This window comes from Ruegeria conchae (assembly GCF_000192475.1).
Classification (GTDB): domain Bacteria; phylum Pseudomonadota; class Alphaproteobacteria; order Rhodobacterales; family Rhodobacteraceae; genus Ruegeria; species Ruegeria conchae.
Window position 1 is genome coordinate 1 of record NZ_AEYW01000012.1, and the last position, 25772, is coordinate 25772.

At 51.8% G+C, this 25772-nt stretch carries 20 protein-coding genes and 4 pseudogenes; 8 read left to right on the forward strand and 16 right to left on the reverse strand.

The genetic code is table 11. The features are described from left to right. Positions 1-3476 (forward strand): Ig-like domain-containing protein (locus G7G_RS22915; protein WP_010441223.1); only part of this gene is annotated, 3476 nt, incomplete at its 5' end. Between the two features lie 134 nt (positions 3477-3610). On the opposite strand, the gene G7G_RS0110475 is transcribed toward G7G_RS22915, so the two are convergent. Next, positions 3611-4846: a glycosyltransferase gene (locus G7G_RS0110475; RefSeq protein WP_010441225.1), complete on the reverse strand. Its 1236-nt coding sequence runs from the start codon at positions 4844-4846 to the stop codon at positions 3611-3613. A 262-nt stretch (positions 4847-5108) separates the two neighbouring features. Between G7G_RS0110475 and G7G_RS23935 the strand changes: the two are divergent. Next, positions 5109-5866 (forward strand): annotated as a pseudogene (locus G7G_RS23935) (IS5 family transposase). 17 nt (positions 5867-5883) lie between these two features. Here the strand turns inward: G7G_RS23935 and G7G_RS0110490 are convergent. From G7G_RS0110490 to G7G_RS0110505, 3 genes are all read right to left on the reverse strand, one after another. Beyond that, positions 5884-7098 (reverse strand): glycosyltransferase, encoded by a 1215-nt coding sequence (locus G7G_RS0110490; protein WP_010441229.1) that lies wholly within the window; start codon positions 7096-7098, stop codon positions 5884-5886. 582 nt (positions 7099-7680) lie between these two features. Further along, positions 7681-8754, reverse strand: a complete 1074-nt coding sequence (locus G7G_RS0110500) for a DegT/DnrJ/EryC1/StrS family aminotransferase (protein WP_010441231.1) — start codon at positions 8752-8754, stop codon at positions 7681-7683. A 168-nt stretch (positions 8755-8922) separates the two neighbouring features. Further along, complete coding sequence (locus G7G_RS0110505; protein WP_139056602.1) at positions 8923-10056, reverse strand: hypothetical protein; 1134 nt, start codon at positions 10054-10056, stop codon at positions 8923-8925. Between the two features lie 249 nt (positions 10057-10305). Here G7G_RS0110505 and G7G_RS24840 point away from each other — a divergent pair, with 249 nt between their 5' ends. Then, positions 10306-10434, forward strand: a complete 129-nt coding sequence (locus G7G_RS24840; RefSeq protein WP_010441235.1) for a hypothetical protein — start codon at positions 10306-10308, stop codon at positions 10432-10434. A 152-nt stretch (positions 10435-10586) separates the two neighbouring features. Here the strand turns inward: G7G_RS24840 and G7G_RS23940 are convergent. After that, positions 10587-11047 (reverse strand): annotated as a pseudogene (locus G7G_RS23940) (IS6 family transposase); the annotation flags it as partial. 254 nt (positions 11048-11301) lie between these two features. Between G7G_RS23940 and G7G_RS0110520 the strand changes: the two are divergent. Both G7G_RS0110520 and G7G_RS24210 read left to right on the forward strand, forming a co-directional pair. After that, entirely contained in the window at positions 11302-12339 is a 1038-nt protein-coding gene (locus G7G_RS0110520) for a glycosyltransferase family 4 protein (RefSeq protein WP_010441240.1), read from the forward strand. An 89-nt stretch (positions 12340-12428) separates the two neighbouring features. Next, a pseudogene (locus tag G7G_RS24210) lies at positions 12429-12605 on the forward strand (transposase); the annotation flags it as partial. Between the two features lie 264 nt (positions 12606-12869). Here the strand turns inward: G7G_RS24210 and G7G_RS0110525 are convergent. The 10 genes from G7G_RS0110525 to G7G_RS0110570 form a co-directional block, all read right to left on the reverse strand. Continuing rightward, positions 12870-14423: a UxaA family hydrolase gene (locus G7G_RS0110525; RefSeq protein ID WP_010441242.1), complete on the reverse strand. Its 1554-nt coding sequence runs from the start codon at positions 14421-14423 to the stop codon at positions 12870-12872. Between the two features lie 6 nt (positions 14424-14429). After that, entirely contained in the window at positions 14430-14789 is a 360-nt protein-coding gene (locus G7G_RS0110530; protein ID WP_010441244.1) for a hypothetical protein, read from the reverse strand. Positions 14790-14806: 17 nt separating this feature from the next. Next, positions 14807-15649, reverse strand: coding sequence for a fumarylacetoacetate hydrolase family protein (locus tag G7G_RS0110535; RefSeq protein ID WP_010441246.1), 843 nt, complete (start codon positions 15647-15649; stop codon positions 14807-14809). Positions 15650-15666: 17 nt separating this feature from the next. Continuing rightward, entirely contained in the window at positions 15667-16425 is a 759-nt protein-coding gene (locus G7G_RS0110540; RefSeq protein WP_010441248.1) for an SDR family oxidoreductase, read from the reverse strand. Beyond that, positions 16426-16746: an L-rhamnose mutarotase gene (locus G7G_RS0110545; protein ID WP_010441250.1), complete on the reverse strand. Its 321-nt coding sequence runs from the start codon at positions 16744-16746 to the stop codon at positions 16426-16428. Positions 16747-16769: 23 nt separating this feature from the next. Next, complete coding sequence (locus tag G7G_RS0110550; RefSeq protein WP_010441257.1) at positions 16770-17882, reverse strand: mandelate racemase/muconate lactonizing enzyme family protein; 1113 nt, start codon at positions 17880-17882, stop codon at positions 16770-16772. 1 nt (position 17883) lies between these two features. Further along, positions 17884-18981, reverse strand: a complete 1098-nt coding sequence (locus G7G_RS0110555) for an ABC transporter ATP-binding protein (protein WP_010441260.1) — start codon at positions 18979-18981, stop codon at positions 17884-17886. A 4-nt stretch (positions 18982-18985) separates the two neighbouring features. Next, a complete protein-coding gene (locus tag G7G_RS0110560; protein WP_010441261.1) occupies positions 18986-19849 on the reverse strand; it encodes a carbohydrate ABC transporter permease in 864 nt (287 codons plus the stop codon). A 3-nt stretch (positions 19850-19852) separates the two neighbouring features. Further along, complete coding sequence (locus tag G7G_RS0110565) at positions 19853-20743, reverse strand: carbohydrate ABC transporter permease (RefSeq protein WP_010441263.1); 891 nt, start codon at positions 20741-20743, stop codon at positions 19853-19855. Between the two features lie 69 nt (positions 20744-20812). Continuing rightward, complete coding sequence (locus tag G7G_RS0110570) at positions 20813-22132, reverse strand: extracellular solute-binding protein (protein ID WP_010441265.1); 1320 nt, start codon at positions 22130-22132, stop codon at positions 20813-20815. 128 nt (positions 22133-22260) lie between these two features. Here G7G_RS0110570 and G7G_RS0110575 point away from each other — a divergent pair, with 128 nt between their 5' ends. Genes G7G_RS0110575 through G7G_RS0110585 form a run of 3 tightly spaced genes read left to right on the forward strand, consistent with a single transcriptional unit; the run spans position 22261 to position 24941 of the window. Beyond that, positions 22261-23082 (forward strand): IclR family transcriptional regulator, encoded by an 822-nt coding sequence (locus tag G7G_RS0110575; protein WP_010441267.1) that lies wholly within the window; start codon positions 22261-22263, stop codon positions 23080-23082. Next, entirely contained in the window at positions 23079-24104 is a 1026-nt protein-coding gene (locus tag G7G_RS0110580) for an aldo/keto reductase (RefSeq protein ID WP_010441269.1), read from the forward strand. Before G7G_RS0110575 ends, G7G_RS0110580 begins: the two co-directional genes overlap by 4 nt. 3 nt (positions 24105-24107) lie before the next feature. Further along, complete coding sequence (locus tag G7G_RS0110585) at positions 24108-24941, forward strand: amidohydrolase family protein (RefSeq protein WP_010441271.1); 834 nt, start codon at positions 24108-24110, stop codon at positions 24939-24941. Positions 24942-25111: 170 nt separating this feature from the next. Here G7G_RS0110585 and G7G_RS22930 read toward each other — a convergent pair. Then, positions 25112-25742 (reverse strand): annotated as a pseudogene (locus tag G7G_RS22930) (helix-turn-helix domain-containing protein). Between the last annotated feature and the right edge of the window lie 30 nt (positions 25743-25772).

The window sequence follows — 25772 nt, forward strand, 5'->3', positions numbered from 1 at the left end:
ATGATGGTACCGACACCACGGACGATCAGGCGACGCAAAATCGAGGTCTTGCCGCTCAGTATTTCGTATTGCCAACAGCGGCTTGGAGCCTTGCGGATATCGATTTCGATGCGACGCCTGATGCCACTGGTTCCGTTTCTGAACTGAACTTCCAAAGCTCAAATGACCCTTTCTGGGAGAGCGGTGTGCATGATGAGTTCGCGGCGCGTTATTTTGGCACACTGAATGTGGCAGCGGCCGGAACTTACACGATTTATCTAACGTCTGATGATGGCTCTGCGCTTTATCTGAATGGTGAGCAGGTGATCAACAATGACGGCGCCCATGCTGGCGTAACCGTCCCGGTCACACTTGATCTGGAAGCGGGCGAACACGACATCGAAATCCGGTATTTCGAGATTTGGGGCGAACAGGTCCTCAGATTGGAATGGAGCGGTCCCGATACAAACGGGGCGACCGAAGTTATCTCGGGCGACAGCCTGACGCAACCGGCAAACGGTGCAGATGATACGGATCATTCCGGGCACGACGGTACCGATACGACAGATGGTACCGACACCACGGACGGCTCTGATACCACGGATGGTACGGATCATGGCGGTCACGACGGTACCGATGCCACAGATGGCACCGATACCACGGACGGTACGGACCACGGCGGTCACGATGGTACTGACACCTCAGATGGCACCGATACCACAGACGGAACGGACCAGGGCGGTGATGACGGTACTGACACGACAGACGGGACCGATACCACCGATGGTACGGATCATAGCGGTCACGACGGTACCGACACCACGGATGGCACTGATACCACCGACGATACCACCGACGGAACCGACCACAGTGACCATGGCGGTCATGGTAGCGACGACGAAGTGGACCACGGCGGTGCCAACATTCCGGGCACGATCCCGGAACCGACCAGCCCGGAAGAGTATGATGCTTTCGTTGAAGCGGTGATGGCCGAACCGAATGCGCATGCGCATGGCGATGACACGAGCAGGATGGTGGAACACGGCCAATTGCTGGACCTGGTTCCGCGCTCAGAGGCAACGCATGTGGCGGTGTCTGATGGTGACTGGTTCGATCCCAATACATGGCACGAAGGTAGAATACCGGATGCAGGGGCCAATGTTCTGATCCCGAAAAACATTGCGGTCCGTTATAATGGCGAAAGTGATGCTTCGTTGTTCACGGTTCGTGTCGATGGTGAGCTTTCATTCGCAACCGATATTGATAGTCGCATGGTTGTCGACACATTGGTGGTTGATACATCGGGCCGGCTTGAAATTGGCACCGCCGAGAATCCGATTGCGGCGAATGTGAATGTCGACATTGTCATTGCCAACAATGGTGATATCGACGTCAACTGGGATCCATCCTTGCTGTCGCGCGGGGTGATTTCGCACGGCCAGGTTGAGATTTATGGCGCTGAGAAAGACGCGTTTTTGAATGTCTCTGAAGCACCGATGACTGGAGATACTAGTTTGTCTCTGTCTGAGGTGCCCGATGGCTGGCAAGTGGGCGACAAAATTGTACTTACTGGCACGCACCAGAGGGGCCATTCCAGTACCATAGAGGGTTATGTCGAGCCTCAGGATGAAGAACTGACGATCACGGCGATCAACGGCAACCAGATTATCTTTGAACCTCCTTTGGAGTATGATCATGATACTCCGCGCGAAGATCTGTTCGCTTACGTCTCGAACATGTCACGCAACATCACGATCTCGAGCGAGGATGGTGACGCCACCGAAACTCATCATCGCGGGCACGTGATGTTTATGCATAACGATGATGTCGATGTGCGTTACGCAGCGTTCGAGGATCTTGGTCGTACCGATAAATCTTTCCTCGCCGTTCAGAGCACAGCGGATCTGGCGGTTGTAGAGCCAGACAGCAATATTCAGGGACGCTATTCGCTTCATTTCCACAGAACCGGTACGTCGGACCCAGATGATCCGGCAATGGCTGTCGGGAACGTTGTTGATGGCTCTCCGGGTTGGGGTTTTGTGCACCACTCCAGTAATGCGAATTTCACCGATAACGTCGCCTTCGACATTTTTGGTGCAGCCTTCGCGGCAGAAGCCGGGGATGAAACCGGTATTTGGCTCAGAAATATGGCGATCAACGTCGAAGGTACTAACTGGGGTGACTGGAACGTCAAAGACGCAACGCGCGTCGCCGCGCAGGACACCGGCCACACTGGAGACGGTTTCTTTTTCGCCGGACGTCTGGTGGAAGCGGCTGAAAACGTCGCGGCGAACACCAATAACGGCTTCGTCTGGATGCATCGCAACAGCAAAGAGAATCCTGACTCTGCAAACCTGGATCACCCCGAGATCGCGTATGGTCAAGATGAGATTCTGAACAACTATGCTCCGATTCAGGGTTTCCGTGACAATGAAGCCTTTGGAACAAACACAGGCATTATCGTTCTCAAAGACATGCCTTGGCAGGAGACGCATGAAATCCGATCTGTGTTTGACGGGTTCCTGAACTGGGAGACCGCGAACGGGGTAAATCTGAGCTATACATCGCATTACACGCTGATAGACTTTGATCTGATCAACACGACCGAGCGGTTTGGCGATGTCACGCATTATGGGGTGCTTCTAGGCAGCAACACGACCGATATGGTGTTCAATGGTCTGCGTGTCGAAGGCTTTGACAGAGGTGTTGACATGGAATGGGATCCGCACTGGACCGTTCCGGATGAAGACATCGCCCACATCATTATTGATTATGAAGGCATCAACAACCGAACTGATCTTTATGGTTTCAATCCGAACCAGCATCAATTGCTGACATCAGATGATCTCACACCTGGTCGGATGGAGTTTATCCACAATGGCGACACCAGCCTTGCAGTGGGTGAGAGCTTCAGTTTCGACGGGATCAAGACGGACTCGATCGGAACCCGCGATCGTGTGTTGTCTCAGGATCCACTGGAGCTCGATTTCTATAATCATATCATCCACATCATCTCGGAAGAGGGGTATTATTCCACGCCAGATGGCCGAAACGTCATTCTGATCGACGATTTCCTCGCTGACCGCGCCACTGGTGAATTGACCCGGATCACTCACGTTGTGACGCTGGAAATGACCCATGAAGAGCTGGCCAACAACTGGATGATCAACAATGCCGCAAACGGTGCCAGATATAATGGTGTGATCAATCTGGGTGGATCAGCTCCGGATGCACGGGATGACAATTTTTCCACCAACATGAGTCAGGGAATCCTGGTTGACGTGCTGGCCAATGACTCTGATGCAGAAGATGCGGTGCTGAATGTCAGCGGTTTCACTGACCCTGAGCATGGTGACGTATACGTGCAGGAAGATGGCAGTTTGCTGTATCAGCCAGATCTCGGCTATGAGGGAACGGATAGCTTCGATTACTGGGTTGCGGATTCCTCCGGGCAGTTGACCGAAGCAACCGTCACCATTGAGGTCTTCGATATCTGATCTCTGCGAGCTAAACGCAGATACAATTTCTCTGCTTTTGTGATTATGAAGGCCCATCATTGGAAAAAATGGTGGGCTTTTTCAGAATTGTATAGAAAGGAGAAAGTGATCCAAATCCCAATCGTGAAGACGCTTCATGGATTAACGGGTAGGTGCTTTTTGATCAAATCGCTGCGATGGATAAAAACCGCTTCATCGTCGAATGGCTCGCCATCCAGTTTTGCTTTGGTGATGAGGTCCGCGAGGAAGGTACGATCTATTTCGAGTTCTTCGATAAGACTTGATAGCTTATCAATTTCTCCGATTTTAGCGAATTTTCCACCCTGATGGACATCCACGAGATCTCGAGCGTATACGCTATCATACCCAATCAATGGCGTGCCTGAAATAAGAGCTTCGATCAGGCAACGGGGGGACTCGGGTGTTTTGTGGCAAAATAGGAAAATATGTGCCTCTTGAATTGCCTTTAAGACCTCTTCTCTATCTGAGACAAACCCAGGCGTTCGAACCCTGTCCGACAGCCCGCTCCGGGCAATACGCTCTTTCATCCGCGACATCTGCGATCCGCCGCCCAGCCACGTAGCCTGAAAATCTATCCCATCCGAGGCGAGATTTTCCAGAACTTCTATCCAGTCCAGAGGCCCTTTTAACTCTTCAGCTCGGCCCGTATAGACTATTTTAATCGGACCACTTTGGGCGCCCTCAATCTTACGGTTTAATGCTGTCTCTGTGATATGGTCTTCAGCGCTATAATGAATATCGTGCACAATCTGCGGGTTGATCGAATATTGTTTGTAGGTTTCGAACGTGTCACGCCCGTGGAAAAGGCCGAGGTTCGCTTGGCGTATTGCTTTCCTCTCGTACACCACCATCGGAAGGTAAGTCACACGTGCCATTAGGCGCCTACGCCAGTTTCCTTCGTTTCGTGTCCTCCACACTACTTGCGAGTGTACACTATCTGTCCAAACAGCATGCGGTCTGTTCATTTGAACCGCAACGCTGCAAGATACTAATCCCCAATCACCGAACAGACCGCCAATAGCGAAAGAGAGATAGTCGGCTTGAGCGATATACCCTGCTATTCGGCGTCTGGTTGCGCGTAATTGTCTATAAAACTGATCCGGACGAAAGGCCTCCGGCATTGGGATAATCTCAACCCGATCAAGCAAATGCTTGCTGATTTCTATCGAACTCCAACCTTGAGGTGGGGTCCCTTTCATAAGCGGCATCATCACCATGACGCGCTCAAAAGATTTCGCCCAAAGTCTCAGACCATTCAAAGCCTGATCCTCTGCAAACAGAGTGTCATTTTGGGAATAAAGGGGGGCAGGGGCGTACAAAAGCAATGTGCCATGTTTCTCTGTTTCCATCTTTAACCTATATCTTACTGACACTATCAGACTGAAAAATGATCCTAGCTCATCATCATATTTGGACTACAAGATTTTTCATACATCAGTAATTTGTCAACGATTTGTTCCTAGTTCGTTGAAAGGAGCCCCGAAGGGCATTAACTGGATGTGAGCAGCCTCATCTGACTGGTCAAAGTTGATTGTTAGGTTCTGAACCTAATAATTTGGTTGCCGTGATCCGGCCTGCGTGATTCATATCCGTGAGTTTCAGGGGCATAACATGAGCGATCTATTCTGGTTGACTGACGAGCAGATGGCGCGGCTTCAGTCTTACTTTCCAAAGAGCCATGGTAAGCCGAGGGTTAATGATCGACGCGTTCTGAGTGGAATTATCTTCATCAATCGCAATGGGTTACGTTAGTCCGATGCGCCGCGCGAATGTGGGCCGCCAAAGACACTGTACAATCGCTGGAAACGATGGAGCGATATGGGTGTGTTCGCTCGGATCATGAACGGGCTGGCTGCGCAGGGAACAGATCATAAAACCATCATGATTGACGCAACATACCTCAATGCGCTCCGCACGGCTTCCAGCCCGCGGTTGAAAAAGAGGGGTGTGGCAGGCTGATAGGACGCACCAAGGGTGGTATGAATACGAAACTGCACGCTGTTACTGACAGTCTGGGACGCCCCATCCGCTTCTTCATATCCGTTGGGCAGGTGAGCGATTACACGGGCGTCAGGGCTCTGGCGAACAGTCTGCCATCGGCTGACTGGCTGCTGGGAGATCGAGGCTATGACGCCGACTGGTTCCGCGAAGCCCTTAATGACAGGGGAATAAGACCTTGTATCCCGAGCCGCAAATCACGCAATAAACCTGTACGGTACGACAAGCGTCGCTACAAACGCCGCAACTGGATCGAGATTACGTTTGGACGTTTGAAAGACTGGCGCCGGGTTGCTACGCGCTATGACCGATGCCCAAAGGTATTCCTCTCGGCCATCGCTCTCGCTGCTACAGTCCTATTCTGGCTGTAAATCAATGAGTCTGGAGCCTAGCGAGTTCTGCTACGTCGCCACGATTTTGCTGCCTCGGCGAAGTGGTGCGCGCGACGCTTGAAAGTCTTCTCGAAGCAATGTTCGCGAGCAAAGTTTCGGCCACGATATGCGGATTCAATCAGCATTTCGCGATTGCGATCAAGTACTGCTATCTGCTCCGCCATACTTTCGGTATCACCTAAAGGTCTGACAAACCCACTGCAAGCATGTGATGCTATGCCCATGAAAGCTTCGTTTGCAAATCCGACGATAGGCACGCCGCAGGACATTACCTCTGAATACGTGCTTGAGGGGTCACCTTGTGGGTGACAACTGACGAACAAATCTGCCTCGCGTTTGAGCAATGGAACCCAACCAGATAGAAAATCCATAGGTTGGTGGATTGTGACCCAGTCTTCGACGCCATTTCGCCTTATCGCGTCGACAAGACGGGCTTCCTCCGGCCCTGATCCATAGATGCGAAACTGGAAGTTGATACCACGGTCGACAAGTCCGCGCGCTACGCGCGGTAGATGCAGTACCCCTTTCATCGGAACAAAGCGCCCGCCAAAGATCAGGCGAAGTGGTTTTGCGGAGCGCAATACTTCCGCCTTCCTTGCAAGGTCGTCGTCACTTGCAACGTCTGATCTGCGGACCCGATTGTCAAAAAACACAAACGCATCAGGCCGGTTGGGTCTGTACGCATCATGTATTGGCACACCGTTGCATTGCAGTCCGGCCACGAAACCGAGCAGTTCCCTTCGGGTACGCTCTGCATTCCAGATCCATATTTTTCGACGCAGTTTTCTTAAAAAGTTTGCCCGCGTAGCGTCAATAATCTGAAATTCGGTTTTTAACGTATACTCACACACGTGAATCACGGGTATCCCACGAGAAAAACACTGGCGCGTCAGTTCTGCTTGACTCGGGTCAAGAAAACCAACGACGGCCCCCGCTCCAGTTATACGCTGAACCAAATCAGCCAATGCTTTGGGTCGTTCTTCAACCCGAGTACGCAGGTTTTGGTCAAGGTGAACTTCGACATGATCCATGTCGGAAGAGGCGGTCGGAGAAACTTCAGCAAGAGTTGTTACTTCACCGTCCCAGTGCTTTGCATATTCGGCTGCCCCATCGAGGTATTTTTGTGTTAGAACTAGCCCTCCGCCAGGACCGCGGTGGGCCTTCAACACCGGCAACAGGATGAGTTCATTTGGCTTGCTAGGGTAAATCAAGAAATCATGTCCGGTATTTTGTCGAAACTATAGTGACCAACTGCTAATCCCTCATCAACGAGATGGCCCACTAGGAATACAAATAGAATAGCTTATCGGTCTCTGAACTCATTGCAAGGGGGGTGGTGGAACAGCCATCCATATTTCACTTGCCAGTCTAGAGGCGGAACAGAACGCTTGTGTGTCCACTACACCATCCTTCAACTACTAGCTTCGTAATCGTGTACCAGTTCGCAGTTTAATTGCACCTCTTGCTACCTCGCACTTGCATTTTGAAGCTCTCGTCGTGCTTAATCAGACACGATGAGCAAAACACAATAGCTCACTGGGGATGCGCTCAAGATGTCGATACCTTTGTCTTGGCACGCTTGTTTGCTGATTTCTCGCACCCGCAGGTGCACGACATTGCGGAACAATTTTAAACGGGATTTCGCCGACAAAACGAAATGTTAGATGGGAAAGAAGTCTTGGTGGCCGCAGGTATGGATATCCTTGTCCATATCTTTTTCGAAAGTGGTCGCCCAAATTGCGATCAGCTAACACCAGAGGTTACCCGAGCTATCGAAACATCCCAAGTCAAGTTCATCTGACAATACCTAGACAACTTTCCGTTGGACGAGATTGAGCCAAGACTCTCTGGATATCGTCACGTATCTCGTCGTCGTTCACTTTGGCCACATCCTTATGGCAAGGGATATTCACGACGCGGTTGAAGATATCAACAGCATTGGGTCGGGGGGCTGCCGGTACATAGTATTTCTGGAAAGTCAGATGGCGGGTAAACGCCATCTGCTCATAAAGTACATGATCGGATGCCAGAAAGGGAATGCTGGTCATTGGAATATTCGCAACCGGCGTATGCAGCGGCTTCAAACCCAGACCTGTCGCGATCGAAATCACCCGATCACGTTGTTCAATCGAAGGTGGTCCCCAGGTTCCAGCGCTTTCGATACGGTCGATCAAAAAGGCGCAGGCGACGTCTGATATCTTACAATTGCCCACCCAAAAGGCACTGTCGGCCAAATCGAAGCCATAGCTGGTCAATTCGACCAGATGGGCCGCCTGATCTTTTGGGAGGATCGCCAAACCGCCCTCGCCCAAACCATAGGGTTTTGTGTGATGAAGGCTGATCGCCTGCCATGGCACATTCGGAAGTTTTGTGTGAAACCCCGACGCGTTATCCAGCAGCAGCCGTTTGCACAGGCGACGCGCTAGCGCTGAATAATCCGAAAAGTCCTGGTATAGACCAAGAGGGTTGGTCACGATGATACCATCGTAAGTGACCGGATCTAACGCCTCGAGCGCGTGCAGATCCAACAGGCCTCTGTCATCACAGTCGAGAAACAGGACATCATCGAAACGTCCCCGTCCAAGGTTTTGGAATGTATATGCCGAAGCAACCCATTTCATGCGGCGGCCTGCGCGGTACGATTGCAGGGCTGCCAGCGCCTCTAAAGCCATACCACCATTGGCCAATGGAACGACATCCCAGGTTTCGGGTAACCCAACATGATCAATACAAAGCGCACGCAGCTCGTGATATAGAGGTCCCCGGTTCGCCCATTGGCTTTGGTTGGCGCAGGCTTGCAGCAGCTCGGATACACGGGCCATATTTGGCTGTTTTTCTTCAACAAACAGTACTTTGCGACCAGGCATCGAGTCATCCCACAATAGAAATGCTTGCCGATTCTACCCTAGCCGCCAACAAATGCATAAAAAAATACTTATGGCCGTCTACTGAAACCCTTCGCGCTGCTACAATCAATCGAACCTGCGCCTAATGTCCGCAATACAAAAACAGTTGATACTCAGGTGAAGGCGGGCTCATCCTAAGACGACTCCTACAGCATGTACGAATTGGAAAACGAAACCTTCGATTGGCTCTGGCGCTATATGACTAATTCCTACAAGTAGACTGAAACTCAAAACCACAACATACGTTGCCCTGTGCACTGGCAAGTTTATGGCTTTGCGTGTTTCCGCCAAAACCAACAACAGAAATGTCATAACGAATACCTGCATCGACAACCAACGGCTCCAGTCAGTAGCGATCGGATACAGCATGAAAGGGGTTCCGGCGCTGACTAGAAACAACGCCCATTCGAACCACCCATTCAGAACTCGGGTCGCGATCCACAGACAGGACAACAGCAGCAGCGCGATCATCAGCGCTACGACTGCAAGGTTCACACGAACCAGAACGATAACCTTCACCGCTGAAGTCGTGCCGCCAAATCCGTCTACCAGCCATGGAAATATTCCACCACACAATCGATCAATCAATCCAGCGCTCAACAAGCGCGTGCACATGGCATCGGTATCCGGGACACTGACGTAGATCACCGAAAAAACAGCTGCCGCCAGCGAGATCAGCCACAAGATCGCAATCGGCCCTATCGACTTTTGTTTTCCAAGACGGAAATAAAGCGCCGCGCTTAGCCCTGGAACTAAAAACAAATTGGCTTCGTGAAAGAAAACCGACAGGCCATAGAGGGTCACGACAGTCGCCACACCCACCGAACCGCTGCTTCGGGGAAACAGCAAAGGCAGGAACGCAGCCAACCCCAATAGTTCTTTTCGGTAAGCTGCGGTGGAATCGTTGACCCAGAACAGCACAAGTGCCGGGCTAACCAACAAGATTACGACCACATCGGGCATTCTCAGTGACAGACCTTTTGCAAAAAGGACCGCAATTATCAACACCGTCAAAACAGCCTGAACTGTGCTGACCAGAATCAGTGGATTTACATGTGACAGTTCGGAAATAAACAGGAAGAGTTCGCCCGATATGCCCCTACGAACTATTCCGCTGGAGTAGTTCACCAACCAGTCAGCATGCTGAAATTCACCACCGCCAGCTTGGGACAAGTAAACAAGACGGCGTAACAAGAGCAGTGTCGATACAAGAAATAAAAAGGCAACCAGCAATGCGTTCCAGCGCTTAATTTCCGTCAGCATCAGACGTTCATCTTTCAACATTAATAATCACAATACTTCAGCTAGTGTTTAACACTTCTTTGACATTAAGACACCTGAGGTGTTCTCAAGCTGGGCGTAGCTCGCAATGTGTTGCTGGCACTTTCCAAATGACACTGATTGGATAAGTAAACGAATGACCAGCTGCCCCGCGGTCAAAATTGCAACGATGCAGTTTATCCTAGCCCCTAAACCTGGGCCATTAATGTTGCTGAGAATGGAGGAGTTGAGATGGCGAGAAAGCGACACTCATACGAAGACATCTTGAAGCTGCTGCGTGCGATTGAGTTGAAGCTTGCGGATGGCAGCGACGTGCAGTCAGCGTGCCGCGCTGTCGGTATTAAAGCGTTTCGGGATTAACCTGAGGTATATCCGGAAGCCTTGAAGTAGTTCCAGCACTCAGTCGGATCGCACAATTCGCAAATTTCCCCAATTGCGTTGAACACTTCGGTGAAGGTCCTGGCACCGATCCTTCGCAAGTGGGGGTCTGTCCCCAGCCGGAGCAAACCCCAACCAAAGCTCTTGAGCATCTTGTTGATCGCCTTGATGCCAGTTGTGTTGGCACCACTTTTGTCGATGGCGATCTTGCGTGGTAACCTGTTCACCGCGAGCGTGCGGGCGAAAAACTTCGTCGCCGCGGCGTTGTTCCGGCGCTCGGACAATATGAAATCCAGAATCTTACCGTGTTTTTCGATTGCTCGGTAAAGATAAACCCGCCCGCCCCTCACTTTTAAAAATGTTACATCCATGCGCCACGAACGGTCTGCGGGACGCTTTTCATACCGCGCTGTTTCAGCAATGAGGCCTGCATACCGACCGACACAGCGGTTTAGCGTTGTGTATCATGGTCGACGCCGCGTTCCGCCATGATTTCTTCTAGATCCCAGTATGAAACACCGTAGCGCAGGTAGAAGAAAACCGCGTGCAGGATCACGTCTTTCGGAAAATGCGCGTTTAAAAAAAAGATAGTCACGGTCTGCTCCTGTCATGTCAGCATGCGTAACCAGAACTGTGTTCGATCTGACAGGTAGGGGCGAATTTTGCGACAGAACCCAAAAAACTGACGATAGCTGACAATAAAAAATATCTCGTCCTGTGGGGCTTTTTACGGCTGTGTCAAATAGATACGGGGCGCCGCTCGCTCGCTCTTGTCATCGACCTAATGAATCGCTTTATTGCCCAAAATATAGCAACCATCTCTGAAGCAGATTCAGGCAGGAGCGTAGAGTGCATAATCTTGAGGTCATTGCGCCCAATCTGAAGCGAAGTCTTTCGGGGGTGACAACAACCATTGTCCGCTTACTGCCAATTCAAAAAGAGATGATCGGCATTCGTGCGACTGGACCGGGTCTTCCGAAGGACATCCCACATATAAGGCTCTGGAGAACATTGTTTTTGCCTCGCGATGTTAAGCGGGTCTGGCACGCGCGTCGAAATGCTGAAATGCTGATGGGCTTGGTGTTGACAACAATCTTCCGGCGAAACTTCAAACTACTCTTTACGTCAGCAGCCCAACGCAATCATTCTGCTTACACCAAATGGTTGATATCAAAAATGGATGCACTGATCGCAACAACTCCTCAGGCTGCATCGTTCCTAGATCATCCCGCAACAGTCATTATGCATGGTGTGAACACCAACTTGTTCCATCCTGAGGATGATAAAAGAGCTCTAAGAAACAAACTTGGACTTCCTCACTGTACATTGGTTGGTTGCTTCGGCCGTATTCGCCCCCAAAAAGGTGTCGACCTATTGGTGGACGCAGCCATTGAAGTGCTGCCTGCGTTTCCAAATGTCGAAATTGTATTCACAGGTCGTACAACAAAAGAGTTTATCGAGTTTAAACAACAGCAAGAGACAAAATTGCAATCAGGCGGCTTGGCGGAGCGTGTGCACTTCTTAGGTGAACGCCCATGGAGCGAACTTGTCGAATTATACCGTGCACTGGACTTGTTTGTTGCGCCTGCTCGGCACGAAGGATTTGGACTGACTCCTTTGGAAGCAATGGCTTCAGGTGTTCCCGTCATTGCTTGCGATGGGGTAGGCGCCTTTAATGCCCAAATTGAAGATGGCGAGACAGGACGGCTGGTGGAGAAGGCCAATGCCGAGGCTTTGGCTGACGCGCTTAGAGAAATGCTTTCAGACCGCGACAAACTAACGGTCAAAGGCCGTGCTGCCAGATGCCATGTCCAACAGAATTTTAGAATTGAGAGCGAGGCGAAGGCTATAGTTCAAGTGTATCGCTCACTACTAAAAGTTTCCTGACCACCTGAATTTTGCCGAAGCTATTAGGGTCAGGATGCATTGATTTTCAACGCGCTGCATGATTCACGACTCGAAAATGGAGTGGTGATATAAGCGACCTTTTCCAACTGACCGATGAGCAGATGGCCAAGTTTTCCGCATTTTACCCGAAGTCGCACGGCAGACCATGGGGCGATGATAGAAGGATACTAGGCGGGATTATCTTCATCAACCGCAATGGATTAAAGTGGCGAGATGCGCCCGAAGCCTACGGTCCGCACAAAACGCAGGATTCATTCGGATCAGGCATCCTTTTCCGTCAGGTGCAGGCAGGCAACGGCGCGGAACTTGCCCGCATTCCATGCAAAATAGAATTGTCCAGAAGCCCGCCACAGACGCCTGTACGTCTAACTAATTAAACAAAGCCTTTGATCTACACCGTCTTGACCGGGTGGAATTTGATGCATGATCACCGTGTAGAATTGGGCCGTTGAACGTGAGCCAACGCCCTTGGCTCTCATTCATTTGGTATACAGCTCTGGTTGCTCTGATTACATCACTGCACCGATCTGCCATGGTACAAACTCTGCTCCACCAAAACCCAGTTCTTCGCTTTTGGTTTTTTCCCCGCTCGCGACGCGGATAATCATATCGAGTATCTCTTCGCCTTTCTGGGTGATTGAGACATCATGGCTGACAATGTCGCCGCAGTTAAGGTCCATATCCTCTGACATACGGGCGAACATTTCCGAGTTTGTCGCAAGTTTGATGCAAGGGGTTGGTTTGTAACCCGAAACAGATCCCCGGCCGGTCGTGAATACAACTATGTTCGCTCCCGAAGCCACTTGCCCGGTGACCGAGCAAGGATCGAAACCTGGGCTGTCCATGAATACAAATCCTTTTTTGTCGATTTTCTGGCCAAATTCATAGACGTCGCGCAACGGAGCGGTGCCGCTCTTGGCCGTTGCGCCCAAAGATTTCTCCAGTATGGTTGTCAGACCACCCCGTTTATTGCCGGGACTGGGATTGTTGTCCATCTCGCCGCCATTCCGCGCCGTGTAGTCCTCCCACCATTTGATCCGCTTGATCAGTTTTTCTCCGATTTCAACCGTTTCGGCGCGACGCGTCAGCAAATGCTCAGCCCCGTATATTTCGGATGTTTCGGATAGAATCGTTGTGCCGCCGTGTTGAACCAGCAGGTCCGACGCATGTCCCAGGGCTGGATTTGCCGTAATCCCAGAATACCCATCTGACCCGCCACATTGAAGCCCGACCGTGATATGTGACACCGGGGCGGGCGCACGTGTCACACAATTGGCGAGTTCCAATATTCCCTGCAGTTCTTTCAATCCGCGCCTCATAGTTTTGCGCGTGCCACCCTCGTTCTGGATAGTCATGTAGCGCAAAGCTCCATCAGCGCGGATCGATTTTCCCCCAACCAGTTCCGAAAGCTGCATGACTTCGCAGCCAAGCCCGATCAGCAGGATACCGGCAAAGTTCGGATGTTGAGCATAGCCGGACAATGTTCGAAACAGTGCTTGATAGCCCTCATTGGTTGCAGACATCCCACATCCGGTGCCATGCACGATGGGCACGACCCCATCGACGTTTGGGTAGGCGTCCAGCATCCCGTTTCTTTCGGCGGCCTCTGCGATGAATCTCGCGACTGATCCCGAGCAATTGACCGTTGTAATCAAGCCTACATAATTGCGCGTGCCAACCGTTCCGTCAGACCGGTGATACCCCATAAATTGTCGTGCATCGGCTAAGGCGGGCAGCGGCTTGGTTTCTGACGCAAACGCATGGTCTTGTTTATGTGCGCCCATTCCAAGGTTCTGCACATGAACATGTTCCCCAATCGCGATGTCCTTTGTCGCCTGACCAATGATTTGACCATAGCGATAGACGTATTCGCCAACTGCGATTGATCGGGTGGCGATCTTGTGACCTTTGGGAACAGCGCTTGGCAGCGGTTCAGAGATTTCCGGTACGGCTTCACCAGCAGCAATGTCGCGCAGGGCAATGACCACATTGTCCCGCTCATTCAAGCGCAAAACGTTTCGGTGCGGCCTATGGCCAGCTGCGTCAGGTTCGTTATTCTGCATTGCAGTTCACTCAATTACGTCCTTAGGAAAATTGCATCCCGGCTTGGATCTGGCAAAAGTATCGGCTGCGGCTTTGATCGAATGCAGATCAATGAGGGCAGGAAAATGACTTTTGGTTAGGCGACTGTTGGCAGACAGACCCACAGCCCCAAGATTGGCAAGGTTTGCACTCGCATTACCCGAGATCGTGGCGACGTACACAGCGGGAACTGGTAGTTCGAACAGACACTGTATCGTTGAAATGTCGCGGGACGTGATATCGTAATCCTCGCCGTCCCTCAGAACAACAATTTGTGGTCCAATCTCAGGAGCCGACAAGCGGCCTACTAAATCACCTCGGGCTGTATACAAGTCAGTTTGTGCCATGTTGTTTCGCCTAACGGCTACCCAGAAATGACCTGTTGCCGCTGGACACCAAGGCCCTGAATTCCCAGTTCAATACTGTCACCCGGCTTGAGATACGTTTCGGGTTTTTGCCCCATGCCCACACCCGGAGGTGTACCGGTTGAAATCACATCACCGGGTTGCAACGACATGAACTGCGAAAGATGCGAAACAATGGTCGCAACCCCAAAATGCATTGTATTAGTGGAGCCGTCTTGAAAACGATGGCCGTTGACTTCGAGATACATCGGCAAATCTTGCGGGTTGGCGATTTCGTCTTTGGTTACCAGCCAAGGACCGATCGGGCCAAAAGTATCTGCCGATTTGCCTTTGACCCATTGACCTGACCGATGCAACTGAAAGTCGCGTTCCGACAGGTCATTCACGACGCAGTATCCTGCTACGTATTCCAGTGCTTCTTCTTCAGAAACATATTTGGCTTGTTTCCCGATAACGACGCCCAATTCGACCTCCCAATCGGTTTTGATCGAACTGCGCGGGATTTCGATATTGTCATCGGGTCCGACAATAGCCGAGGTCGCTTTGAAGAACACGACGGGTTCGTCGGGCAAAGACATGCCGCTTTCGGCGGCGTGATCTGCGTAGTTCAGGCCAATGCAGATGAATTTCCCGACATTTCCAACGCAAGGGCCCAGTCTTGGATCACCGTCCACCAGCGGAAGTGTCTCATGGTCAAGGGCGCGAATTTTGTTCAAGCCTTCATCATTTAACGCATCGCCAGAAATATCGCTGATCCAATGGGACAGGTCACGAATGGCACCGTTGTCGTCTAGCAAGCCAGGTTTTTCGGCACCGGCGGGGCCAAAACGTAATAGTCTCATATCGCTATCCTCTTCGATCAGATGGTCCAGCCGCCATCTATGGCAAATGGCTGACCGGATGTGTATTTGCTGGCGTCGCTAGCAAGATACAGTGCGAGCTCGGCTATCTCGCCGGCGGATCCGATCCGGCCCATCGGTTGTCGTGCTATGAAATCTGTCATTGCTTGTTCGTAGTCCCCAGTCGCTCGCAACCGATCGTGCAGGCTGGGGCTGTCAACCGTGCCAGGGCAAATGGCGTTACAGCGGATCCCTTTTGTAACAAAATCGGCAGCGACTGATTTAGTGATGCCGATCACGGCAGCTTTCGATGCACAATAGGCAAAGCGGTTCGGTACGCCTTTCAACGAAGATGCAACCGAAGACATATTGATTATCGACCCGCCACCATTTTCAATCATGCCGGGCAGCACCAGCCGGATCAAACTGTACATGGCTTTGACATTCAGGTCGAAGCTGAAGTCCCAATCCTCTTCGGTACAGTCAAGAACGGAACCGCTTGCAACGTAACCGGCGCAGTTAAACAGAACGTCAAGAGCGGGCATATCAGCTACAGCAGCCGTAACTACCGCGCCATCGGTGACATCAAGTTTGAGTGGAACAATTCCTTTTATTCCATTCAATTCGGCCAGCGTCGCGTCATTGATGTCACTCGCGATAACGTTTGCGCCTTCGGAGGCAAACAGCTCGGCTGATGCGCGGCCGATACCCTGGCCGGCCGCGGTGATCAGGATGCGCTTTCCTTCCAAACGGTTCGTTGGTCTGTAATTTTTCATCATTCAATCCGTATGAAATACTTCTTCCATCATTGCCCATTGCTCACCTTCTTTTCGCGAGGTAAGCGGTGACTGACAGGGATCGGTTTGGGTCCACCATTCCTGAGTTTTGGGGTCCTTGGCCATCTCGGCCATATCTGCAGCAAAGTCCGTACCGTGATACTCCCAGTATCCAAAAAGAACATTTTCCGGTTCTCGCAGGAATATGGTGTAATTGCGGATATTGCTGTGCTGGATCTGCTTCAGAACCTCAGGCCAAGCGTTGGCGTGTAGGCGTTTGTACTCATCTATCATCTCGGGTTTGATCCCGATCATCATTCCCATCCGGTGCACGTGTCGAACTCCTCTCACGCTGCATCTTTGACGTTGTGCGAGACCAGTTCCATGGCCTTGATGGCATCCCAATCCCAATCGATTCCCAACCCGGGAGCCTCGGATGGAATGCCGTGCCCGTCTATCATTTGCATGCCAGATTTGGTCACACTGTCCAATTGGGGGATATGCTCAAGCCAGGTGGCATTTGACACAGCACATACCAAAGGAAGATGAAGTTCCATCAGAAAATGGGGGCAAACGGCGATGTTGAAAGCTTCGGCCATGTGTGCTGTTTTCAGCCACGGGGTGATGCCCCCGATCCGGGCGACATCCACCTGAATGATCGAAGCTGCACCCGTTTGCATGTAGTCCTTGAATTGGCTGATCGAGTACATGCTTTCACCAACGGCAACAGGAACGCTGGTATGTCGGGCAAGTTCAACATGCGCCGAGACATCATCTGCTTTGATGGGTTCTTCAAACCACGCAATGTTCAGTTCTTCCAGCATGCGTGCACAGCGGATTGATTCCGACAGGCTAAAGCTCTGGTTCCCGTCGGTCATAATTTCGAAGTTATTGCCCACGGCCTCACGCACAGCCCCCAATCTGGCTCGATCCTGCGCAATTAGTTCCGAGCCGACTTTGATTTTGGAACCTTTGAAACCTTCCTCCTTTGCCGCGAGCGTGTTTTCAACAAGTTCTGATGTTGAATAATGTAGCCAACCACCTTCTGTCGTGTAGAGGCGCATTTTGTCTTTCGCCCCACCGGCAGCCTTCCACAAGGGCAGGCCCTTCTTGCAGCAGTTCAAGTCCCAAAGTGCCGTATCGATCGCAGCCAGTGCTAGCGATGTAATTGCGCCGACTGCCGTTGCATGAGTGAGGTATAGAAGCTCACGCCAGATCTGTTCAAAACGCTCGGAATCTTTTCCTATCAAGGCGGGCGCAAGCGTTTTTTCCAGCAGGGCAACGACCGAGGGTCCACCGGTGCCGATCGTGTAGGTGTAACCGACCCCTTTCGCGCCGTCGCTGTCATGCACAATGACAATCGGGGTTTCCTGACTTACAAAGGACTGGATCGCATCGACCCGTTTAACCTTTGGCACCAGATCGATCATCTTGATCTCTACATGGGTGATTTTCGCCATTTCAGTTGCTCCGGATCACTTGGGTGGTTTGAGCGTCGAAGATGTGTGCTTTTTCAAGCGCCAATCGGCAGGTCATTGTTTCGCCTGACGTAACGGGGCGCGGGTTCAGCATCTTACATTGGATTTCAGTGCTCGCGAGCGTCGCAAATAACAAAGTCTCCGTTCCAAGCGGTTCTGAAAGATCGATCCTGAGGGCGATGTCCGCAGTCTCGCCCTCGTCAGATACGCCGTGACCCACAGGGCTCAGATTATCTGCCCTGAAACCATATTTGACCTTCTGGCCCGGCTGCACACTTTCCCGCGGCGACGAAGGTATCGGGAGTTCCTGACCATCGATAAGCCGAACAGTTCTGTTTTCTGTTACCACCCCATCCAGCAAATTCATCGGTGGTGACCCGATGAATGTCGCAACAAAGGTGTTCACGGGCGCGTTAAACAACTCTAACGGCGTGCCAACCTGTACGATATGGCCATCACGCATCAGAACGATCCGATCAGCAAGCGTCATGGCTTCGACCTGATCATGGGTCACGTAGATGATCGTATTCCCGACTTTCTGATGCAGTTTTTTGATTTCCACGCGCATTTGCGTGCGCAGCTTTGCATCGAGGTTGGAGAGAGGCTCGTCGAACAAAAATACGTCCGGATGCCGAACGATGGCACGACCCATGGCGACACGCTGGCGTTGACCACCGGACAGAGCGGCTGGTTTGCGGTCCATCAACTCTTCTAGGCCAAGAATTGCAGCCGCTTCGTTAACCGCTGATGTAATCTCGCTTTCGGGGCGTTTTGCGATGTGCAGCGAAAAACCCAGATTCTCGCGCACGCACATATGTGGGTAAAGGGCATAATTCTGAAACACCATCGAGATGTTACGCTCGCGTGGGGGCAGATCGTTCACAACCCGCCCACCGATCGAGACCTCGCCACCTGAAATGTCTTCAAGCCCGGCGATCATCCGCAGCGTCGTGGATTTGCCACAACCCGACGGCCCAACCAACACCACAAATTCACCGTCACGAATTTCAAGATCAATGCCGTGAACCGCCTGATGTTCCCCATAGCGTTTGATCACATTGGAAAGGGTAACTTCTGTCATTCTATTATCCTTTGACGCCGCCGAAGGTCAGGCCGGCTATCAGGTGTTTCTGGACGATAAAGGTGAGGATCAGCGCGGGTAGGATCATAAGAACCGCCAAAGCACACATGCCGCCCCAGTTGATGGTGAATTCGGCAGTGAAATCCAGCAAGCCGACCGGCATGGTCTTTGAGCCCACTGACCGAGTCAGTTGCGACGCTAGCGCAAACTCGTTCCACGAGGTCAGGAAGGCAAAGATCGCCGCCGATGCAACACCCGAGCGGGCCACCGGAAACTCGACTTTCCAGAAGGCCTGCCAACGGGTGCACCCATCGATCTCGGCCGCCTCGTGCAGCTCTTTGGGGATTTGCCGGAAGAACCCATCGGTCAACCAAATGGTAAAAGGCACGTTCATTGCGACATATACGAGGATCAGCCCGAAATGGGTGTCGATGATTCCAACCTTGGCAAATACGATGAACAAGGGCAGGGAAAGGGCCACTCCGGGAACTGCTCGAAACAGCATGAGGCCAACGAAATAACCTGACTTTCCGGAGAATTTGTAACGCGCAAATGCATAACCGCCAGACATTCCTATAAGAACTGCAATTCCCGTCGAAGTCACCGAGATCACGATCGAGTTCCAAAGATACGAGAAGACAGGGACCCCGCCCTGACCTGCACCTCCGAACATTGCGCGATAGTGGTCAAGCGTGAAGCTCGGGTTCCACACCGGTGGTTTCGCCATGATTTCTACCGTCGGCCGGAAGCTATTCAGGATGATCCAGAGCCCGGGAATGCAGATTATGGACATCACGAGAAAGAGGCCGACGAAATGCAGGCCCTTTAGCATGCGGCGGCGGTTTCGATGAGCTTGGTTGCGATCCATCGATTACGCCCCCATTCCCAGTTCAGCACGCGCCGCGCTGAGTTTGCGGAAGAAATAGATCGTGAAGGCGATCGAAAGCAGGATCGAGACATAGCCCATAGCATTGGCCAGACCCATCTTCGCATCCACATAGCCCGTGCGGCTCATTAATGTCCAAAGAAGCTCAGTCCGGCGCGCGGGGCCACCTCCGGTCATGATCTGCACGATGTCATAGGCCCGCGCCACATCCAAAGATCGGATTGTCATCGCGATATAGATAAATGGCATCAGGAACGGCAGGGTAATGTGTCGGAAGCTCTGCCATGGCGTACAACCGTCAACCTTAGCCGCTTCCAGCGGATCTCGCGGCATTGCGAACAACCCAGCGAGGATGAGTATTGCAAAGACGGATGTGCTCATCCAGATCTCGGCAAAAAGGATCGAGAACATTGCCAGTTTTCCGTCAACCAGCCACGGCAATGCAGCGTCGGATCCAAGGGACTGCAGGACATTGTTAACCAGGCCGACATTGTCGTTGAAGATGAACTTGAACTGAAAGCCCACAAGAATGGGCGAGAACATCATCGGGAACATCAGAACCGTTCTCAGCGTTCTCTGACCCCAGGTTACCTTGTTAACCATCAGCGCAATGCCCAAGCCGAAGATGAGCTCGAGGTTCAATGCAATGGTCAGAAAAAGGATTGTACGCCCGAAGGCGGCCCAGAATTTCCAATCTGTTAGGATACGTTCATAATTTCTTTCGCCGATCCACGTCCAAAGCGTTGATGGCCGTGTCAATTTGTAGGGCGTGAAGCTGGAGTATAGCGAAAAGATAAGTGGGATGAGCACAACTGCCGCGATAACAATGAACGCAGGCATTAGCAGAACAAACCACTCGGGAATGCGGCGGCGCATTTCGACCCTCAATCTGTCGGAATTCAGGTCAGGCGGGGATTACACCCCGCCTGATTGTTACTGGGAGGCTCAGTAGTAGCCCGCATCCTGCATCAGTTCGTCAACCTCTGCAGCTGCGTCATCCAACGCTTGCTGAGCAGTTTTGTCACCTACAATAGCTGCTTGCAGTTCAGGGAACACGATATTCGTCGTTTCCCCCCATTCCGGGATCGGGGGAACGGCGAATGAATGCTTGGCCCCTTCAGCAAAGGCCGCAAGTGCTTCGGCGCGGAAGGCATCGTCACCGTTGGCTGCTGTTTCCAGATTTGCATTCCAGACTGCCGTGCGCGTTGGAAGTGAGCCACCTGAGGACTCGGCCAGTTGGCTTTCTTCACTTGTAAGATACATCACAAATGAAGCCGCTGCCTCCTTGTTCGCGCAGTCGTTCGTTACCGAGAAACCGTGCAGGCCCGCCCAGCCCGTGCGTTTTGCAGAACCCATGGGTTGCACCGCAACGCCTACATTGCCCGCAGCTTTCGATGATTCAGGGTCATTGAAGAATCCTGCCCAGCCTGGCCAATCCAGATTTAGAGCGATCGTGCCGGAAGCAAATCCCTGCCCGAGATCGTCCCAGACATAGGATGTGGTGCCCGCTGGTACGGCATTGGCCTGATACAGATCAACAAACCATTGCAACGCGCGAACGCCTTCCTCGGAGTTGAACGCAGGTGAATAGTCATCGTTCAAGTATTGACCGCCCTCGGCAATCAGCATTTCATAGAAACGTCCGACGACGCCTTCATCCTTGCCAGCGTACTGGGTGCCGTAGAAGTTAGGTGGGTCAGCAAAGAAGATCGCCTGATCTTTGACCTGCTCCCATGTTTCCGGCACCGCCAAGTCATAACCGTATTCAGCTTTGAATTCAGCCGCCTTTTCCGGATCGGTGTAGTTCGATTTGAGATAATAGAGCACCGACACGTCGAACTGGGCGCGTGGCAGCATCAGCAACTCACCGCCAACTGTTGCGGCACCGATGTTTCCGGGAACGAACTCGGCTACAATATCCGGTGAAACCAAGGCATTCAAATCGGTATAGAGCCCCTCATATTGCGGGGCAAATGAGCTGTGGTTTGAGCCGACGCACCAATCGGTCGTGCCGGCCGCCATGTCAGATTTGATTTCGCGGTCGATTTCAAAGTGGCTCTTTTTTGAAAGGATATTGACCTTCGCTCCGGTCAATGCCTCCCAGTCCGCGATGCGCCCATATAGCGCCTCGTACTGTTGGCCGCCGATGAGTTTGGCGTCGATCGTTACGCCTGGAAAGCTTCCATAATCTTGTGCCGCAGCTGATTCTGACACGGCGACGAGCGCGGTACAGGCAACCAAGCTGTTGAAAAGTACGGACTTCACTGTTTCTCCTCCCATTTTTGCAACACCAGAGCTCCGATAGAAACTCCAATTGCGCTTAAATATAAAACTTGGTTTCAAATAAAAATCAACACTTGTTTTTTGGAGAGTGATCAGCAAAGACTGAATGCATGAAAGAACAATCGAATTCCGCGCCTGCCCAGGCCGAAGCCAAATATCGTGCGCCTGCCCTGGAAAAGGGTCTGGAGATTTTGGAGCTTCTTTCGACCAGCCAGGAACCTTTGACCCAGACGGAAATCGCGCGCGCCTTAGGGCGTTCAAAGAATGAAATCTTTCGAATGCTCGCCACACTTGTGCAGCATGGGTATGTGTCAAAGACTCAATCCGGTGATGGATACAGCCTTAGCCTGAAACTATTTGCTACGGCCCAACGATATTCCCCGATTGCTCGCTTGTTAGAGGTTGCGACACCCCTGCTGCGGCGCGTTACTAAGCGGGTCTGGCAATCCTGCCAGATTGGCATGGAAAGTGGAGGCAATATTGTCATCGTTTCGTCGGTCGAAGCGCCGGGGCACTGGGGACTGGCCATTCGAACCGGTTCGGTTATTGGGTTGTGGAACACTGGCACGGGCAGGGTTCTGGCAGCGTTTCGACCGGAGGATGAGATTGAAGAATTATTGGAACAGCATCGGCTCGCATTGGGTGAGCCGCCATTGGACAGAGAAAAGTTTTTTGAAGAATTGAGAGTAATTCGGCAATCGGGATTCTATCGGGGTGTGTCAGATACTACGATCGGAGTAACGAACCTGAGTTTTCCGATTTTTAACCCTTCAGGTGAAATCGTAGCGGCGTTGAGCTGTCCTTACCTCGAGCGTGTCGACAATCTGAGAACGGCGACGATAGATGAAACCGAAAAGGTTTTTGCCGAAATAGCAGAACAACTGACAAATTACTTCCTCGGCAATGCGATACAGGATGATCACGGTTTATGAGCAATTCGCGGTTTCCGACACGCAGTTTGTTGAATGGGCGCTTGAATCTGCCTGTGCTAGGATTTGGCGGCGCGCCACTTGGCGGGTTGTTGCGTCCAAATGACAACAACGCCGCAATAGATATGCTGGCCAATACCTGGGGACGTGGATATCGGTACTATGATACCGCTCCATTCTACGGTTTTGGTCGGTCTGAGCGCGCGATAGGGGATGCGTTGCGTGGGCGGGATTATATCCTGTCAACGAAGGTGGGGCGTCTTCTTGAATTCGGGATGCATGACGACCCTGCCGGGCTGGGTTGGCCAGACCCGCTGCCGTTCACTCCAAGGTTTGACTATGGCTATGACGCGATCATGCGATCATTTGAAGACAGTTTGCAAAGGTTGGGGCTGGATCGGATTGATATTCTATTTGTGCATGATATCGGCGAATTCACGCATGGGGCCGAAGAAAATAATAAGCACTTCAAAGATTTATGTGATGGAGGCTATCGTGCACTGGACGAACTTCGCAGCAGTGGAGCAATCAAAGCCATTGGACTTGGGGTCAACGAAATCGCGATATGCCGCGAGGCCTTTGCGGTCGGAGATTGGGATATGTTCCTCCTTGCGGGCCGCTATACGCTTTTGGAGCAAATGGCACTGGATAAACTTCTGCCCGAGTGTATGGCCGCCGAAACGTCGATCATTGTAGGTGGGCCTTACAATTCCGGCGCTCTCGTGGGTGGCGATACATGGAATTATGAAGCAATTCCGGTGGATGTCGCCTCAAAGATCGCGCGATTGCACGATAGCGCACGGGACCATAATGTCTCGCTTTCTGCTGCGGCATTACAGTTTCCCTTGGCCCATCCAGCGGTCGTTTCTGTCATCCCAGGTCTGCGAGACACGAGTGAACTGGAGGACACCATGAGTTGGGCCGACGAAGACATTCCGAGTGCGTTTTGGCATGACTTGCGTGCCAGAGGTCTATTGCACGAAGCGGCACCAATCCCTGAAACAAATCCATATAGGGGTCAATAATTCATGCGAATTGACGCCCATCAACATTTCTGGACGACACAGCGCACAGATTACGGATGGCTTACACCTGATCTAGGTGACATTTATCGTGACTTTCTTCCACCAGATCTGGAACCCTTGTTGGAGTCTGCGGAAATCGGGGGCACGATTTTGGTGCAAGCAGCTCCCACAGTCGCCGAAACAGAGTTCCTGTTGGGTCTTGCAGAGCAGGTAGACTTTATCAAAGGAGTCGTCGGTTGGGTCGATTTCGAAGGCTCGGAAATGGCGGCGACTTTGGGGCATCTGGCGCAGAGCCCGAAATTTGTAGGCGTCCGACCAATGATTCAGGATATTCCAGACCCCGAATGGATGCTTGGTGAAGCGCTGACACCCGCTTATGAGGCAATAACAGCGGATGACCTTACATTTGACGCATTGACACTACCTAGTCAGCTGAAGCCTTTGCGAGAACTTCTGTCACGCCACCCAAAGATGCGGGTGGTTATTGATCACTGCTCAAAGCCTTTCATACGGGATGGTATAGTATCAGGCTGGGCGGAAGACATGGCAGCGTTGGCTGTGGACACGGATGCCTATTGCAAGCTGTCAGGCCTTGTGACCGAAGCAAAACCTGATTGGTCCGTGGATGATTTACGCCCTTATGTTTCTCATTTGTTGGACACATTTGGCCCAAGTCGATTGATATGGGGTAGCGATTGGCCAGTTTGTACTTTGGCCAGCACCTACGCGCGTTGGCTCGAGGCAACAGATGCTTTGCTATCAGAGCTTAATACCGAGGAAAAAAGCGCGATCATGGGCGGAAATGCCAAGGAGGCATATCGGTTGATGGACACTTGATAGGTCGTCTGAAATTTGACGGGTTCATAACGAAGTTTCTTTCATCATCAGAGGCAGCGTAGCTGTTGTAACCGGACCAACACTTTTGCTTGTCGGATTGGAGATCCAATTCTTGCGGCATAGCGAAAATGCCCTCAGGACGCATCGATATTTTTAGAAAATGCCATTGTTCAGTTTGTTTGAGGGTAACTGATGATCGAAATATAACGTGCTGGCAGATTCACCAATCTTTCTGGTCCGTGTGGATCGTCGGCGTCGAAAAAACAGAGTGTCGCCAGCTTTTAGCGGATAGATCTGATCCCCATGGCGATAATCTACTTCGCCCTCAAGCATGTAAATTGTTTCGATCCCGCCGTGTTGAAATGTCGGAAAAATGTCGGATTTGGCAGTGAGCGTGATCAAATACGGCTCCGCGATTACGCCCGATCCGTTCGCACCCAAGTGTCCCAGTAAGTTACATTGGTGATTGGCGCGTGTCCCTTCGCGTTCAAGCTCCACCCCTTCACCGGCTTTTGTGTGGACGGCTTCTCGGCGTTCTTCGAACTGTCGGAAAAAACTTGTCAGCGGCACTGACAACGCATTTGCCAGCAATTGCAGGGTCGTCAATGAAGGAGAGGTGTTGCCGTTTTCGATTTTCGACAACATGCCGATCGACAAACCGGTTAATTGGGCCAAGTCGGCAACAGTGATGTTTTGCTGTTTGCGAAACGCCCGAACTTCGCGCCCGATCGCAACTTCTAACACCTTCTCTCGTTCGCCTGCCCGAAAGGAATGCGGATTTTGCGTCAGATTGGTAGGCATTTCGGTGTCGCGATTTTCTGTTCTGGACAT